We start from the raw sequence: 16,148 nt of genomic DNA, 5'->3' as shown, positions 1-16,148 counted from the left end.
CCCCCGACGACACGTCGGGGGCTTTTCACTTATTTCATTCAGTTAGCAGCAGAAGCTTTTTCAGTAACGAGTGCGTGTGACGCATCATGAATTTCAATTTCTAATTCTTCTGTATACTGTTTCGTTTGTTCTTCCGTCCAGTTCAAGTGTTGTTTCATCTCTTCGATGACTGCGTCTTTATACTGACGAGCCCAGTCGATGTTGAAGAAGACAGCTCCGGTCCGACGGATGAAGAAATCGACTGGACGTGCAACCATTTCTTGCTCGATACCATAATGCAATTGAGCATAGACGTCCCGTGGAAGTTTTGTTTCTGCATGATCGTAAGCTGCCGCATACGTCAATACTTCTGAGATATTTGAGCCATAACGTTTCGCAAGGAATAAAACTTCTTCTGAAGTGAGTCCGTTCGCTGGCGCTTGTGATTTCAAGAAGCGTTCATAACCTTTCGCTCCGTCGACATGTCCACCAGAAATCGGCATGTTTTTTGTTGAACAACGTGCGTAAGCACGGTTTGTTTCTTCTTTCAATAATTTTGCGACCAGGTTGACAACATGTTCCGCCATTTTACGGTATCCTGTCAATTTACCACCTGCGATTGTGATGAGTCCTGACTCTGACTGCCACACTTCATCTTTTCGTGAAATTTCAGAAGGATCTTTACCTTCTTCATAAATCAACGGACGAACACCAGCCCAGCTTGACTCGACGTCTTCTGCTGTGACTTTTACTTCTGGGAACATATAGCGGATTGCATCTAAAACATACTCTTGGTCTTCGACCGTAAATTTCGGGTGTGCCGTATCTTTATCAAAGAATGTGTCCGTTGTCCCGACGTATGCTTTGCCATCACGCGGAATCGCGAAGATCATCCGACCATCTGGCGTATCAAAGTAAACGGCTTGTTTGAGTGGGAATTTTGATTGATCGATGACGACGTGGACACCTTTTGTCAGGCGAAGTTGTTTCCCGACTTTCGAACCATCTTTTTCACGTAACTCATCTACCCATGGACCTGTTGCATTGACAACTTTTTTAGCACGGATTTCATGGACGTCTCCTGTTAAAAGATCTGTCACGCGCATGCCAACGACTTTACCTGCTTCATAGATGATTTCTTCCGCTTTCGTATAGTTGACGACACGTGCTCCGTGACTGACTGCTTCTTTCATGACTTCAATTGTCAATCGCGCGTCATCTGTCCGATACTCAACGTAATACCCGCCACCTTTGAGTCCATCTTGTTTGACTAATGGTTCTTTTGCGAGTGTTTCTTTCGCAGATAACATCGAACGCCATTCTGAACGTTTGACGCCCGCTAAGAAATCATAGACACGAAGTCCGATTGACGTACTGAACGGTCCGAATGTACCACCTTTATGCATCGGTAGTAACATCCATTCTGGTGTCGTGACGTGTGGTCCGTTCTCATATACGATTGCTCGTTCTTTCCCGACTTCAGCGACCATTTGGATTTCGAACTGTTTCAGGTAACGTAAACCACCATGCACGAGTTTCGTTGAACGGCTTGACGTTCCTGCTGCGAAGTCTTGCATTTCTACGAGTCCGATTTTCATGCCACGTGACGCAGCATCAAGTGCGATTCCTGCACCAGTAATTCCGCCACCGACGACAAGTAAATCTAGTTCTTCCCGCGTCAATCGATTGTAGACGTCTGTACGGTTTTTGCTTGAAAAGGATAGGTTAGCCATGAATAGTTCCTCCTGTAAGGTTCGAAAAAGAAAAAAAGAGACCACAACGAACAAGCTGACTATGCCAACTGCTGTTGTGGTCTCTCCATATTCTCCGACCGGTTTATTAACTTATACCCAATATAACATATGTCACATCATTTAAACAACATCGTAGCTTGAACAGCTTTTTTCCATCCACCATATAATGCATCGCTTTCTGTTTCGCCCATCTCTGGTTCGAAACGATGATCCATTTTCCAATGTGCAGCGATTTGCTCTTTATTCTCAAAGAATCCGACTGCGAGTCCTGCAAGGTACGCAGCACCAAGTGCCGTCGTCTCATTGATTTCTGGACGTTCGACTGGTGCATTGATGATATCTCCTTGGAACTGCATCAAGAAATCATTTTTAACAGCACCACCATCAACACGAAGTGCTGACATCTCAATCCCTGAATCTTGCTCCATCGCTGTCAAGACATCACGTGTCTGATAGGCAAGCGATTCGAGCGTCGCCCGAATGAAATGTTCTTTTTCCGTTCCACGAGTCAGGCCGAAGACTGCTCCACGGACATCACTATCCCAGTAAGGTGTCCCAAGTCCGACAAACGCCGGAACGACGTAGACGCCGTCTGAAGATGTGACACGTTTTGCGTAAGCTTCCGTTTCTTTCGCATCATTAATGAGACGTAAACCATCCCGTAACCATTGAATCGCTGATCCGGCAACAAAGATACTTCCTTCGAGTGCATATTCGACTTTCCCATCAACACCCCAAGCAATCGTCGTCAATAAGCCGTGATCCGAAACGACTGGTTTTTCACCTGTATTCAACAACATGAAACATCCTGTACCGTATGTGTTTTTCGCCATTCCTTTTTCAAAACAAGCTTGACCAAATAATGCCGCTTGCTGGTCCCCTGCTGCTCCCGCGATTGGAACGGATTCACCGAAGAAATGATACCCTGCTGTATTCGCGTACACTTCAGACGACGGACGGACTTCAGGTAGCATTGCTTTAGGCACATCAAGAATCTCAAGTAACTCATCATCCCACTTCAATTCGTGGATGTTATACATCAATGTCCGACTGGCATTTGAATAATCTGTCACGTGTGCTTTTCCACCTGACAACTTCCAAATCAACCACGTGTCAATCGTTCCGAATAAGAGTTCTCCCCGTTCTGCACGTTCTCGTGACCCCTCGACGTGATCGAGAATCCACTTGACTTTCGTACCTGAGAAATAGGCGTCAATTAATAGACCAGTTTTTGAACGGAACAATTCGTTGTGGCCGGCTTTACGTAATTCTTCGCAGATTTCTGCTGTTTGTCTCGATTGCCAGACTACAGCATTATGAATTGGTTTTCCCGTTTCTTTTTCCCAGACGACTGCTGTTTCCCGTTGGTTCGTGATCCCGATTCCGGCGATTTGTGTCGCTTTGACGTTAGCTTCTGTTAAGCAGGTTGCGACAACTGCAAGGACGGTCCCCCAGATTTCATTCGCATTATGCTCAACCCAACCTGGTTTTGGAAAATACTGCGTGAATTCACGTTGTGCGGAATGAACGATTTCCCCTGCCTTGTTAAACAGAATCGCTCGTGTACTCGTTGTTCCTTGGTCTAATGATAAAATGTAGTTCTCCATCTCTTCCCCATCCTTTGTATCTAGTAAGTTAAGCTGACTTTGACGCTACTGACGATTCTTTATTCGGACGAATACCGAATTTATAGCATAAACCTAAAATGACAATTGTCACAAGTCCGACGATAATGAATGCCGGTGTATCCTTGCCTGAGAAAACAGACCGATAAAACAATCCACCTAAGCTTCCACCGAGCACCGGACCGAGTACTGGAATCCAAGCGTAACCCCAATTTGATGATCCTTTTCCTGCAATCGGTAAAATGAAGTGGGCAATCCGCGGCCCTAAATCTCGTGCCGGATTCATCGCATAACCTGTCGTTCCCCCGAACGACATACCGAGACTAACAATCAAAAAGCCGACGATCAAAGGATTCAAACCATCTGAAAACGTATTTGCACCAATCGATAAGATTCCGACGACGAGCAAGAACGTAGCAATCAATTCACTGACAACGTTTGCGAACGTATGTGGAATAGCGGGTGATGTTGCGAAAACACCCAATTTTGCCGCTGGGTCTTTTGTTTCTGCCCAGTGCGGTAAGTAATGAAGGTAAACGATACTGGCACCGACGATTCCACCTAATACTTGTGCGATGATGTATCCTGGTACATCTGCCCAAGCAAATGAACCATCAAAGGCTAACCCGAGTGTGACGGCAGGGTTCAAGTGGGCTCCACTGAACTGACCGACGGCATAGACGGATAACGCTACTGCGAATCCCCATGCGAAGGTGATGACAATCCATCCCGCGTCCTTGGCATATGATTTAGATAAGGAAACACCTGCCCCGACCCCGTTCCCTAAGGCAACAAGCAAGGCTGTTCCTAAAAATTCTGCTAGTACTGCTGACATATCCTTTTCCCCCTTTATGAAAATAGCAACAAAAAAAAGAGAATCACACTTCCTCCCTTTGAGAATTACTCAAAGGGAATAAAAGCGTGAATCTCCGATTTCTCCGTCACTTTGTATTAACTTAATGTCACTATAACAATCGATGAAAACGCTGTCAAACACTTTCTGTGCGTTTTATCATAGCGCTTTCATCGTTCTGGTTCAAAATGTCGCCACAAATCTTTATTGGACGTCGTAATACTCGACGCCCCCGCCGCAATCGCCTGTTCTACTTCATCAACCGTATCAATCAATCCACCCGCAAAAACGAGCCGCCCTGTTTTTCGTTTGACTTCCTCAATGTATTTCGGCATCAATCCGGGTAGGACTTCGATATAATCAGGTTGAGTCCGCTCCATCAACTGATAACTTTTTTCAAGTGAACTGGAATCGAGCAGGAACATCCGTTGCATCGTCTTCACTTTCTTTTGGCGTGCCTTTAAGATGACGCTCGCTTTCGTCGAAATGACCCCATATGGCTTTAATTCTTGGCAGACATATTCCGTCGCATATTCATCATTTTTAAGACCTTGAACTAAATCCATATGTAAAAACATTTTTTTATCATATCGGTTTGCCAGCTCATAAACAGACTTCAGACGCGACACGTGCATTTCGAGCAGGACTCCATATTCATAAGGACTTTTCAACATTTTCTCAAAGTCCTCTAGCTTTCTGACGGACGGTAAAATCTTCTGACCAAAGTATGTCATCGGCTCTCCCCATTTCTGTAGTTTGATATCAGTATGTCGTGTTCACTCACAGTTCCGCAATGCCCTTTCCTGAATTCATGTGAAAAGAATTGACGAATTTAGGGTATACCTTAACGTGAAACCGTCTGAAAAGGAGGTGAGAAGCGTAGCATCACCTGCTACGTTCCACCATGAGTCAACAAAAACGAATTACGATCTACTTATTTTCCATCATCATCAATGCCTTAGGAAACAGTTTTATGGTAACCGCCGCAATCGGAAGTGCACCTTGGACTTCCGCTAGCGAAGCTTTAGCGAGAATCTCACCTTTAACGGTCGGATTAGCGATCGTTTGCCTGCATATCTTCGCACTCGGCAGTGCCCTCGCTTTAGGAAGTCGTTTTAGTTGGTGGACGATCATCTTAAGCTTTTCACTCGTCGTCTTGTTCGGGGCAGCGATTGATTTCTTCTTAGCGATCCATCAGCTGCTCTATGTCCCTTCAACGCTAATCGTTCGTTCCATCTACATGATAATTGGGATGCCGATGATTTCGTTAGGCCTCGCGCTTTACCTCCAAATCGGCTTCGTCTTGATGCCGCCTGATTATTTGATGAAATCGTTAATCAGTCGTTTCAAAAGTACGACAATCGGTGCGACCATCAGTTTAGCGATTCCGTTCCTCATCGCAAGTATTCTCTCGCTTGTTGAACACGAATTGATTGGTATTGGTGTCGGAACCTTTGTGTTCTTATTATTGAATGGTCCATTAATCGAATTTTTCCAACGGATTTTCCCGATCTCCAATCGAGTGAAATCGTAAAACAACCCGTCCCCACGACAATGTGAGGACGGGTTGTGAGCGTGTAGACAAACGCTTATGAAGCATGAACACGCGATATCGAGAAGTAGTCCGTTTTCGCTTACCTGTCTCGCCTCGTCTTCAAAGCGGCAATCGCTCACGCCCCTACAGCAAAGCTGCAGGGTCGCGATCGATTGCTTTTCGCTTTAAAAGCGATTCGAGACGGATTGCGCTCTAAGCCGTCTGCATGCCTGGATTTCCCTCACGGTATTCCCTAAAAAGCGTCACATTTCGTTGACTCCTGCGGGGAAAAGTGCGTTTTTAACGCACTTTCAGAGGCAGGCAAGACCCTGCTCGTTGTCCGCTAGGACCAAGGAGCAACGGCTTGCGCCTCGCCCGAGGAAAGCAACGAAAAAAACGCTTGATCTCCCGATATCACGTTGTCTACAGTCTGACAACCCGTCCCCACGACAATGTGGGGACGGGTTGTGTTTTACGTATACGATTTCTTTTGGAAGATTAAGATTGAACCGCCGAGCAACACAAGAATGTGGGCCAGCACAAAAATGACAGAGAATGTCAACGTCGTATCCATTGGATTAACAAGCTGTGCCTCCAAACTCTGATCGAAATACATCGACCAATCGAGATGCATGAAGACGATCCATTTCGCAAGTCCTGGTTTAAACGCAAGCAGAACGCTTCCGGCAATCGTCGTGAAAAACTGTGCGAGTACCGTAAAACCGATGATCATTCCGACTGAGCGGAAGAGCAGTGAGAAGAACAGCGTCATGAAAATCGTAAAGATTGGACTGACAAGTAGCAACCATGTATCCCGCATGACGAGTGGATCTCCTGCTTCAGAGAACGTAAACGACAACACATATGAAATCAGGACGATCAACAGGAATTGTCCTAACATAAGCAAGATTGAAAACACTAATTTCGAGAAATAAATTGTCATCCGTGAATACGGACTCATCAATAAATGTTTCATCGTGTCATAGCGGACTTCATTTCCGATTGCTTCAGCAGTGAAAACAATCGTGATAATACCGAGTAACGTGATTAAGATAATTGACGTCAGATCATAAAATTCACTTCGTGTAAAATCAATGTCATTCGTCTTTGCAATAATGACGATTCCGATTGCAATCAAGACATAAATCGCTAAGACGATTTTCGACTTTTTCATCGTCCACCATTTCATCCATTCATTTTGTATGAGCGAAAGCATGTGAATCCCCCTCTTTTTTCGTAATTTCTAAGAATTGTTCTTCGAGCGTCATCCGTTTAATCGTCAATTCATGCAAATCAGCCATCGGTACGATCAGACGCGCAATTGCAGGACATTCTTCTTCAGGTGCGGTAATCATAATTTGGTCGTTCCATTGTTCTGCCGGATAATTCGCATTTCTGAGCACTTCGATCACTTCTGCTGTCGCTGCTTTTGAGACACGAATCGAGATTTTAGCCCCCGTCTCATTACGGACGGATTCAACCGATTTGATGACACCTTGATCGATGATTGCGTACCGATCACTAATCTGTTCCATCTCACCTAACATATGACTCGAAATCAAAATCGCAATGTTCTGGTCACGTGCCATCGCCCGTAAATACTCCCGTAATTCTGCGATGCCGGCCGGATCAAGACCATTCGTCGGTTCATCGAGAATAAGGACACGCGGATTATGTAGTAGCGCACGCGCAATCCCTAAACGTTGTTTCATGCCGAGCGAATACTCACCGACTTTTTTGGATAACTTGCCTTCGAGACCAACAAGCCGTGCGAGCGCTTCATAGTCCACGTCACCCAATCCGGGAATCAGATTTTTCGCATGGACGAGGTTTTGTTTTCCTGTCATGTATGGATAAAATGCCGGATTCTCGACGATTGCCCCGATTTGTGTCAGTGCTTTCGAACGTTCCTCGACGACATCGTGCCCATTGACCGTAACTTTTCCTTCGTCTTGTTCTAATAATCCTGTAATGATTCGAATGGTCGTTGTTTTCCCGGCACCATTCGGTCCTAAAAAGCCGAAGACTTCTCCAGGTGCCACTTCGAAGCTGACATTTTTTAAAATTTGGTCTTTGCCTAGTCGTTTTGAGATGTTTTCGATCTTCAACAATTTTTTCGCCCCCTTATATTTGACGCTACCTTTACATTGTACGGGAAGTTTCAGGAAAAGTTTCTTTTCTTACAATTATGTAATCAATATCCACCTACTATTTGTATAATAGAAGTAACTCAAATGATTGGTTATGCAGAAGAAAGGGTTGACAACATGATGCGTTTTTCAGAGATTTCACCCGATGATTTTCATGACGTCCAAACGATTTTTAACGAAAACTTAGCATACGCCCGCTTAGAAAATCGTAAGCTCCCACTCACGCGCCAAGCGTTCACGGAAGAATTTCTTAACCCAGAGACGATTAGTTATATGTATCGGGATGAAACTGGACCGATCGCCATCATCGATTACTTACCCCGTCATCCGGTCGATCACTCGACATGGATTGGTTTATTCATCGTTGTAGCCCGGTATCATCACCAAGGCATCGGGACAGCGATCTATCAAGAATTTCATCAGCATTGCTTAAAAAATGAACCTGTCATCCGATTAGCGGTCCTCCCGAACAATCCAATCGGTCGCCTCTTTTGGGAACGTGTCGGCTTTACGTTTGAACGCATGAGTACTTCAAATACAAAGCAAGTTGTCGAAGTTTTCGTCAAGCGGCAAGATGACTGACTTGGATATGGTAAAATAACTGAAACACATAACTCGATACTTATGATTGAAATGGAGCTTAACCGATGCAAAAGTTATCAATTCGTTTTGATGTATTACTCGCTACACTCATCGCGTTACTTTTTTTTATCACGACCTTATGCCTCACATATTTTATTAGTCACCAAACGACTGAACGACTGAAAGAAGAAGTCGGAACGACCTTGTCCGCAACAGCCTATCAATTATCAGATAAACTTGACCATTACATGTGGTCGCGGACAGCTGAAGTCAATTTGCTTGGAACGTTACCGACAATCAAGCAATCGGACGACGTCACCGTGACCCGTACGACTTTAGAGCAACTCCAACAACAAATTCCTGATTTCTCTTGGATTGGTTTATTAGATGCGGAGGGGACAGTCCGCGCATCAACCAAACAAATTTTAGAAGGTCAATCGATTCAATCCCGTCCTGTCTTTCAACAGGCCAAAGAACATCCTTTCATCGGAGATGTCCATGACGCCTTACTCCTTTCAAAATTACTTCCTAATCCGAGTAACGAACCATTACAATTCGTCGACATCAGTACGCCCCTGTTTACGGATGGTCAACTGACAGGTATCCTCGCCGCACACCTAAGTTTTACCTGGGCGAAAGAAATCGAGCAAAGCTTTAAAAGTTCGACAGAACAAATCGATGGCTTAGAATTTTTCATCGTCAGCGAAAAACAACGGACCGTTTTGCTTGGTCCTGACAATTGGCGCGGGAAACAGCTTCCACCCGAATACATGGCAGACGGTTACAAGGTGGCCCAGTGGCCTGACGGCGAAACTTATTTGACCGGTTCGACGAAAAGTCAAGGCTATAAAAATTATGATGGACTCGGCTGGACGATCCTCGTTCGCCAACCAAGTGAGGTTGCTTTCAAAGATGCCATCTTATTGAAGCAATATATTTTTTTCGCTGGGTTAATCGCCTCTTTCGTCACTGCCATCATTGGTTGGTTTATCGCTAAACTCATGACACAGCCGCTTCAAAAAATCACGTTTGCTGCCGAACAAATGCAACACGACCGTTCCATTACGATACCGCCACACACAGGAATCCGGGAAATCACCGTGCTTTCCGTTGCATTACGCCAACTCATTTCTCAACTCTCACATACGGAACAAGAACGAACGACTTATGAATCGTTAGCGCTTATTGATCCATTAACGGGCTTACCTAATCGAAATGGGTTGACTGATTACTTACAAATGATTTCATCCGATGATGCTCCTGAAGTCTATTTCTACCTCGATTTAGATGGCTTCAAAGCAATCAATGATCAATTCGGACATCAAACGGGTGACTTGGTCCTCAAGGAAGTCGCAGCACGCTTACATCAACTGAAACGACCAAACAGCATCGTTACTCGTCTCGGTGGTGATGAATTTTTAATCGTCCTGAATGATGTTTTAGCATTCGATAGACTCGAACAATATGGAGAAGACCTGATCGCGCTTCTCTCACGTCCTTATCTCATCGACCGGATCCCCCTTCACATCGGTGCAAGTATCGGCATTGCAATTCGGTTTCCTGACGAAACCGTCGAGCAAGTCATTCACCGTGCCGACATCGCACTGTATGATTCTAAGAAACAAGGGAAAGGTCGTCTAACTTTTAATGGTTGACTAGGCATTGACAAGTCCAGCGTCGCTCCGTAATGTGAACGGATAGAAGCGTATAGTAGAGATTAGAAATTGAAGAAATAAGGAGCTGTCAGTATGAATCAGTGGACACGCGAAGCACGATATCGCCCCCTCTCAGATATCGCACCGGAAGTTTATCAAGCAATGAAGGAAGAAATCAGAAACTCACCTTGGCGTTTTTCTTATCACATCCAGCCTCCGACTGGTCTCCTGAACGATCCGAATGGTTTTATTTATCATGACGGAACCTATCATTTATTTTATCAATGGTTCCCACTCGGTCCTGTCCATGGACTGAAATATTGGTATCACATGACATCAAAAGATTTAGTCCACTGGTTTGATGAGGGTGCTGCCCTGATTCCGAATGATGATGCGGACTCACACGGTGCTTATTCAGGTAGTGGCTTCGTCAAAGATGATACTGTCCATGTTATGTACACAGGAAACAAACGGGATAAAGACTGGGTCCGCCACCCAAGTCAAATCGTAGGTCATCTTCGGTCAGATGGTCGAATCGATAAACACTTACCTCCGGCAATTCCGGCAGTCCCCCCAGGTTACACGGAACACTTCCGTGACCCGAAAGTTTTTCAAGATGCTTCTGGTATCTGGTACTGCATCATCGGAGCGCAACGTGAGAACTTGACGGGATGTGCCGTTTTTTATCAATCCGTTGATGCCGAGACATGGACATTTCTTGGCGAATTGACGACACAGTACCCCGACTTCGGTTATATGTGGGAATGCCCGGATTATTTTGAATTAGACGAACATGGTATTTTATTATTCAGCCCACAGGGGATTATTCCGGAAGGCGATGCCTACCAAAATATTTTCCAGTCAGGTTACTTGATTGGCGAAAAATTAATTTTGCCGCAACTGACGTATCACCATGAAACATTTTTAGAACTTGATTTTGGCTTTGATTTTTATGCGCCACAAACAACCCTTGCAGCAGATGGCCGACGAATTTTAGTCGGATGGATGGGATTACCGGATATTTCTTACCCAACTGACATGTACGACTGGGCCCATGCCTTGACACTTCCACGTGAATTAACGATTAAAGACGGACGCCTGCATCAAAAACCGGTGCGCGAACTGACGGAGCTCCGAAAAGAAACGATCTACGATCAAGAGACAGTACTCACTCAAAGTACCGTACTTGCTCAAGCAGAAATATTCGAATTGGAATTATCAAATGTATCGCTCCAAACAGATCAATTTACTCTTAATATCCGAGCGAGTAACCAAGAAGCGACAACCCTTTCTTATGACGCTGCGACACAACGATTTACGATTGATCGTAGTCGTTCGGGTGTCGATGTTCCTGCGACAGACTACGGAACGACACGGACTGTTCAGTTAACACAACCGCTTCATCAACTTCGATTGTTTGTCGACCGCTCCTCGATTGAAGTCTTTTTGAATGATGGAGAAGCTACAGCGTCTGCCCGTATCTTCCCTAAATCGACGAGTCAAGACATCATGTTAAGTGGTGCTTTAACTGCTTCTATTTCAATTTATTCTTTGTGAGAACAACTTAGATAGAAATAAGACATTTTCTCCTACAGCATAAAAACACCATGACTAATCGCAGTCATGGTGTTTTAGCATTCAGACAAGTTCTTTTACAGGTTGAAGATTATCCTAGTTGAAAACTATTTTTTCACCGTCCTACCTCTGATTCTTTTTGTAAATTAAAGGCAAGTATATGCTGCTCTCCAATCGGTCCCATAACAGATTGGAGCGTATCGACGTAACCCGTTTTGAAATATAACGATTTGGCGGCGATATTTTTTTTGTTGACGGCTAATGTAATGGCTGTCACTTTCGGGAAGTGATGATGGACGAATTCCGGAAGTTGCAACATCGCCTCTTTCGCATACCCTTGTTTTTGGTGCCTCGCATCAATCGAAAAAGCGCGTAGTAAAACACTTTGCTCGTCTGTCCGATGTGTTTTTGGTGGATTTAAATGGAGGATAAAAAAGCCCACGACGTCGTTCTCTTTTTTGATGACGACAGGAAATTTATCTGGATTCTCCAGTGCTTCGGTTACGACATGCGTCGGAAACGTCGTGAACTGGACTTGTTCCTCCGGAAGGATGAATGCGTCACATTGTTCATAATGTTCGTTCGTGTACATGGATAATCTGATTTGAGACATGTTTTTTTCCGCCTTCCATCTAATTCGAAGCGAGTAACTCACATCACTCAACTTACATCAATTTCCATTTTACACTGTTTTTAATTTTATTCCTATTCAAAAAAAGGATTTACGTATCCACCAATATGTTTCACTCTCTCAAATTGTTCATTTAGTCTTTTTATCTATATTCCACTTCTTTTCTTTACTTAATCAATTATGAAGAGGAAAATGCTAAACTAGGGAAAGAAAATCGAGTTTACAGATGTTAGAGGTGAAGAAAGACATGTCCGAGGATTTTTTTAAACGAATGGAGCTTGAGACTGGTACAACATTAAACCCTGTTCAACGCGCCGCAATTGAACATGACGAAGGTCCACTCTTATTGCTTGCTTCTCCTGGATCAGGTAAAACGACTACACTGAACTTTAAGATTGCTTATTTAATTTTAGAAAAAAAAGTGAACCCACATGCGATTTTAGGGCTGACATTCAGCAAGGCAGCCGCTCACGAAATGGCTGAGCGGTTTCACGGTTGGTTCCATCATCTGATTGGAAAAACCGCCTCTTTTTCTACTATCCATAGTTTCGCTTTTCAAGTCGTCCGGGACTATGCCTCGATGAATCAGCTGCAATATACAATTATCGAAGGGGCTTTAGAAAAAACAGCGAACCAACCGATGCATAAAAGAATGGTACTACGACGTATTTTCCAGGAAATAAACCGAAGCGTCATCACGGAAGATCAAATGGATGAGTTACTCCGCATGATTTCTTTCGTCAAAAACCGTCTACTCGTCGAACAGGATATCCGAACGTTAAAAACGACGATTAAAAATTTTACAGAGATTTATCTCGCTTACGAACAGTTCAAATTACGTGACCCTTCTCATCCTTTGATGGATTTTGATGACATGCTAACGTATGCGAATACGATACTTGCCGATCATGCTTCGTTACTCGCAAGCTATCAACGCCGATTCGAATATATCTTGACGGATGAGAGTCAAGACACTTCACTCGTACAACATCAACTTGTTGAAAAATTGGCTCTCCCGCACAACAATCTTTGTGTTGTCGCGGATGATGATCAAACACTGTACAGTTGGCGTGGAGCGGATGTCTCAAAAATCATTCACTTCAAGGATACGTATCCGGACGCAACCGTCTTATATATGGAACAAAATTATCGTTCGTCCAAGGAAATCGTCGAAACGGCGAACCAGTTCATTCAACGCAACAAAGTACGACACCCGAAAAAAATGTTCACAGAAAACCCGTCAGTCCGACCCATCACAATCGAACAACTTGCCGCTTATGAAGACCAGACACGTTACGTCATCCATCACTTACGGCAAGAGACGAATTTTGAAGAAACCGCAATTCTTTACCGGAACAATGCGTCGTCGATCAATATCATGAATGCACTTGATCTAGCGAATATTCCCTTTTATATTAAAGATGTCGACCATAAATTCTTTAGTCACTGGGTCCTAAAAGACATCCTCAATTTCATTGCATTTGCTGAGGATCCTTCTGACATCGATGTACTCGCACAAATACATACGAAGTTCGCCGGATATATCTCAAAAATCCAATTGCAACGGCTGTATGAATTACGCAATGGTGACCATGCTTTTGATTTATTGCTGCAACATGTTGAGATGAAGTTTTATCAAAAAAAACAACTGAAAACGATGAAGTCCGTTTTTCTGTCCATGAAAACGGCACGTCCTGCTGCTGCCCTGACATTGATTCGCAATGAACTCGGGTATGAGAAAAATTTACGGAAGATGAGTGACAGCTTAGGATTCAGCATCGATTATTTACTGGAGATGTTAAATACGATTGAAAACGTCGCAAGCGATTTACCGACTGCCCTCTCGTTCAAGGAACGCATACTTCATTTGGAACAATTGATGCGCGATGCAAAATCAAACAAACATCAAAATGCCGTAACACTCTCGACTTTCCATAGTGCTAAAGGTCTTGAATTCAATCGTGTCTTCATGATTGATTTAATCAATGGTGTCTTACCGTCATCGGATAACATCAAATCGTTTAAAGATGGAGAACTCGAGGAAATGGAAGAAGCTGCCCGATTATTTTACGTCGGGATGACACGGGCACGCCATGAATTGCATTTGATTTCGTATCGTTACAAATCAAAAATCGTGGAAGAATCGATTTTCGTCAACGATGTCCGGAAGATTCTCAATCCAAATCAAGATGAACGCAAAAAACAACGGACATCGGTCCGTCCAAGTATGCGTCCTCATGTCCCGTTGTTACCCATTAAAGAAAAAATGCGAATCGTCCATAAATCGTTTGGTCAAGGGACGGTGCTTCACCTGACAGGGGACGTCCTCGATGTCCAGTTTGATCAAGGGATTGAAAAACAGTTTTCCCTTCAAGTCTGTTCCGAAAATCAACTGATTTCGATACTTTAATGAACAAAAACCGCTTTTCCTGTCCCTTTGTATATACATAGGAGTCAGAAAAAGCGGTTGTTTTAGTTGACGATTTAGTTAAATGCCATTCCCCTTTTGGCTGACGAGGGCATCGCGAATTTCTGTAAGCAATTTCTCTTCCGTCGTCGGTTCTGGAACTTCTTCCGGAACTTCTTCCTGATTCCGAAATCGATTAATTGCTTTGACGAATAAAAATAACGCAAAGGCAATCAGGATGAATTCGATTGTCGCTTGCAAGAATTGTCCATACAACAATTCCACGCTCCCGACAGTGACAGATAATCCTTTTACGTTAATGCCACCTATGACGATACCGATCAATGGCATAAAAATACTGTTGACGAGCGACTTGACGATCCCACTGAACGCCGCCCCCAAGATGACACCGATCGCTAAATCAACGACATTTCCGCGAAAGGCAAACTCTTTGAATGCTTTAAACATAATACCCTCCCGTTAAGACCAGGCACCGGATGCAAGCTGACTGATTGCATGACCGACACCATGTTCATCGTTTGTTTTCGTGACATGCTTGGCGATTGCTTTCGCATCTTCATGTCCATTCCCCATCGCGATTGCCACTCCAGCAACCTTGAACATCGGAACGTCGTTTAAGTTATCACCAATCACAGCAACCTCATCAATCGAAACGCCAAGATGTTTCGCCAACGTTTTGACAGCTGTTCCTTTATCCGCACCAATTGCCATGACTTCAATGTTATCGTGACCCGAAGAGGTTACATAAATTCCTTCCACTTTCTCTTCAATTTCTTTCCAAATCTTTTTCATCAAGTCTTGATCGAAAGAGAACGAGATGAATTTAAAGACCTGTCCCGCCTGGTTACGAATGAACGAACGGAACCCATCAATCATTTTGACATCTTCGTTGACGTAATACCGTTTATAGAAAAAGTCGAGAACATCTTTCGCCCGATCACTCTCACGGCTCATATCCTTTAGAGAATCATACGCTGCATCAATCGTTGCACCTTGTGCTGTGACGAGACCTTGATCACAAAACATCTCGAAAAATACTTCATATTGGCTGATGATACTGTAAATCTGTTGCGCCTGATCCGACGATAAGGTCGTCGCACTTAATTGTTCGCCATCAACCGTCATGACACGTGCCCCGTTTGAAGCAATGATTGGACAGACGATTCCTGCTTGATCCGTCAATTCTTTTGCATTTAAGTAATTACGTCCAGTTGCAATCGCAAAATCAACACCTTGTTCTTTTGCCGCATGAATCGCATCGATTGTTTCTTGTTCGATTTTTTGGTTACCCGATAAAACTGTACCATCCATGTCGGAAATCAATAACTTGATTGCTTTTGCCAATCTCTCCACTCTCCTTTATCTTTTTCAATCCCACTATA

The 16,148-nt window shown here is 43.9% G+C and carries 14 protein-coding genes; 5 read left to right on the top strand and 9 right to left on the bottom strand.

Annotation, left to right across the window (positions count from 1 at the left end):
- Nucleotides 1-38 precede the first annotated feature (38 nt).
- The 4 genes from KNQ04_RS03995 to KNQ04_RS03980 all read right to left on the bottom strand — a co-directional run bounded on the left by KNQ04_RS03995 (nt 39) and on the right by KNQ04_RS03980 (nt 4,945).
- Entirely contained in the window at nt 39-1,712 is a 1,674-nt protein-coding gene (locus KNQ04_RS03995; RefSeq protein WP_214847489.1) for a glycerol-3-phosphate dehydrogenase/oxidase, read from the bottom strand.
- A 137-nt stretch (nt 1,713-1,849) separates the two neighbouring features.
- On the bottom strand, nt 1,850-3,340 hold the full coding sequence (glpK, locus tag KNQ04_RS03990; protein WP_214847487.1) for a glycerol kinase GlpK: 1,491 nt from the start codon (nt 3,338-3,340) through the stop codon (nt 1,850-1,852).
- Between the two features lie 28 nt (nt 3,341-3,368).
- Entirely contained in the window at nt 3,369-4,193 is an 825-nt protein-coding gene (locus tag KNQ04_RS03985) for an MIP/aquaporin family protein (RefSeq protein WP_214847485.1), read from the bottom strand.
- Nucleotides 4,194-4,381: 188 nt separating this feature from the next.
- Nucleotides 4,382-4,945, bottom strand: coding sequence for a glycerol-3-phosphate responsive antiterminator (locus KNQ04_RS03980; protein ID WP_214847483.1), 564 nt, complete (start codon nt 4,943-4,945; stop codon nt 4,382-4,384).
- 170 nt (nt 4,946-5,115) lie between these two features.
- Between KNQ04_RS03980 and KNQ04_RS03975 the strand changes: the two genes are divergently transcribed.
- Nucleotides 5,116-5,745 carry a DUF6198 family protein gene (locus KNQ04_RS03975; protein ID WP_214847481.1) on the top strand — a complete coding sequence of 210 codons (630 nt, stop codon included), beginning with the start codon at nt 5,116-5,118 and terminating at the stop codon, nt 5,743-5,745.
- Between the two features lie 472 nt (nt 5,746-6,217).
- Here the strand turns inward: KNQ04_RS03975 and KNQ04_RS03970 are convergent, their stop codons facing one another.
- The gene (locus tag KNQ04_RS03970; RefSeq protein ID WP_214847479.1) at nt 6,218-6,961 is read right to left on the bottom strand and encodes an ABC transporter permease; all 744 of its coding nucleotides are present in this window, start codon (nt 6,959-6,961) and stop codon (nt 6,218-6,220) included.
- Nucleotides 6,939-7,856, bottom strand: a complete 918-nt coding sequence (locus KNQ04_RS03965; RefSeq protein ID WP_214847477.1) for an ABC transporter ATP-binding protein — start codon at nt 7,854-7,856, stop codon at nt 6,939-6,941. Before KNQ04_RS03965 ends, KNQ04_RS03970 begins: the two co-directional genes overlap by 23 nt.
- Nucleotides 7,857-8,012: 156 nt before the next feature.
- On the opposite strand from KNQ04_RS03965, the gene KNQ04_RS03960 reads away from it, so the two are divergent.
- The 3 genes from KNQ04_RS03960 to KNQ04_RS03950 all read left to right on the top strand — a co-directional run bounded on the left by KNQ04_RS03960 (nt 8,013) and on the right by KNQ04_RS03950 (nt 11,689).
- Nucleotides 8,013-8,477: a GNAT family N-acetyltransferase gene (locus KNQ04_RS03960; RefSeq protein ID WP_214847475.1), complete on the top strand. Its 465-nt coding sequence runs from the start codon at nt 8,013-8,015 to the stop codon at nt 8,475-8,477.
- A gap of 65 nt (nt 8,478-8,542) precedes the next feature.
- Nucleotides 8,543-10,132, top strand: a complete 1,590-nt coding sequence (locus KNQ04_RS03955) for a sensor domain-containing diguanylate cyclase (RefSeq protein ID WP_214847473.1) — start codon at nt 8,543-8,545, stop codon at nt 10,130-10,132.
- Between the two features lie 93 nt (nt 10,133-10,225).
- Nucleotides 10,226-11,689 carry a glycoside hydrolase family 32 protein gene (locus tag KNQ04_RS03950; protein ID WP_214847471.1) on the top strand — a complete coding sequence of 488 codons (1,464 nt, stop codon included), beginning with the start codon at nt 10,226-10,228 and terminating at the stop codon, nt 11,687-11,689.
- Nucleotides 11,690-11,822: 133 nt separating this feature from the next.
- Here KNQ04_RS03950 and KNQ04_RS03945 read toward each other — a convergent pair whose 3' ends face one another.
- On the bottom strand, nt 11,823-12,320 hold the full coding sequence (locus tag KNQ04_RS03945) for a GNAT family N-acetyltransferase (RefSeq protein ID WP_214847469.1): 498 nt from the start codon (nt 12,318-12,320) through the stop codon (nt 11,823-11,825).
- A gap of 265 nt (nt 12,321-12,585) precedes the next feature.
- Here KNQ04_RS03945 and KNQ04_RS03940 point away from each other — a divergent pair, with 265 nt between their 5' ends.
- Entirely contained in the window at nt 12,586-14,748 is a 2,163-nt protein-coding gene (locus KNQ04_RS03940) for an ATP-dependent helicase (protein ID WP_214847467.1), read from the top strand.
- A gap of 78 nt (nt 14,749-14,826) precedes the next feature.
- On the opposite strand, the gene mscL is transcribed toward KNQ04_RS03940, so the two are convergent.
- Together mscL and KNQ04_RS03930 are read right to left on the bottom strand one after the other, a co-directional pair.
- Nucleotides 14,827-15,213 carry a large-conductance mechanosensitive channel protein MscL gene (gene mscL / locus KNQ04_RS03935; RefSeq protein WP_214847465.1) on the bottom strand — a complete coding sequence of 129 codons (387 nt, stop codon included), beginning with the start codon at nt 15,211-15,213 and terminating at the stop codon, nt 14,827-14,829.
- Nucleotides 15,214-15,225: 12 nt separating this feature from the next.
- On the bottom strand, nt 15,226-16,119 hold the full coding sequence (locus KNQ04_RS03930; protein WP_353049706.1) for a Cof-type HAD-IIB family hydrolase: 894 nt from the start codon (nt 16,117-16,119) through the stop codon (nt 15,226-15,228).
- Nucleotides 16,120-16,148 lie beyond the last annotated feature (29 nt).

Source organism: Exiguobacterium sp. s193 (assembly GCF_018618755.1).
Taxonomy (GTDB): Bacteria; Bacillota; Bacilli; order Exiguobacteriales; family Exiguobacteriaceae; genus Exiguobacterium_A.
This window is presented reverse-complemented; position numbering and strand designations above follow the sequence as displayed.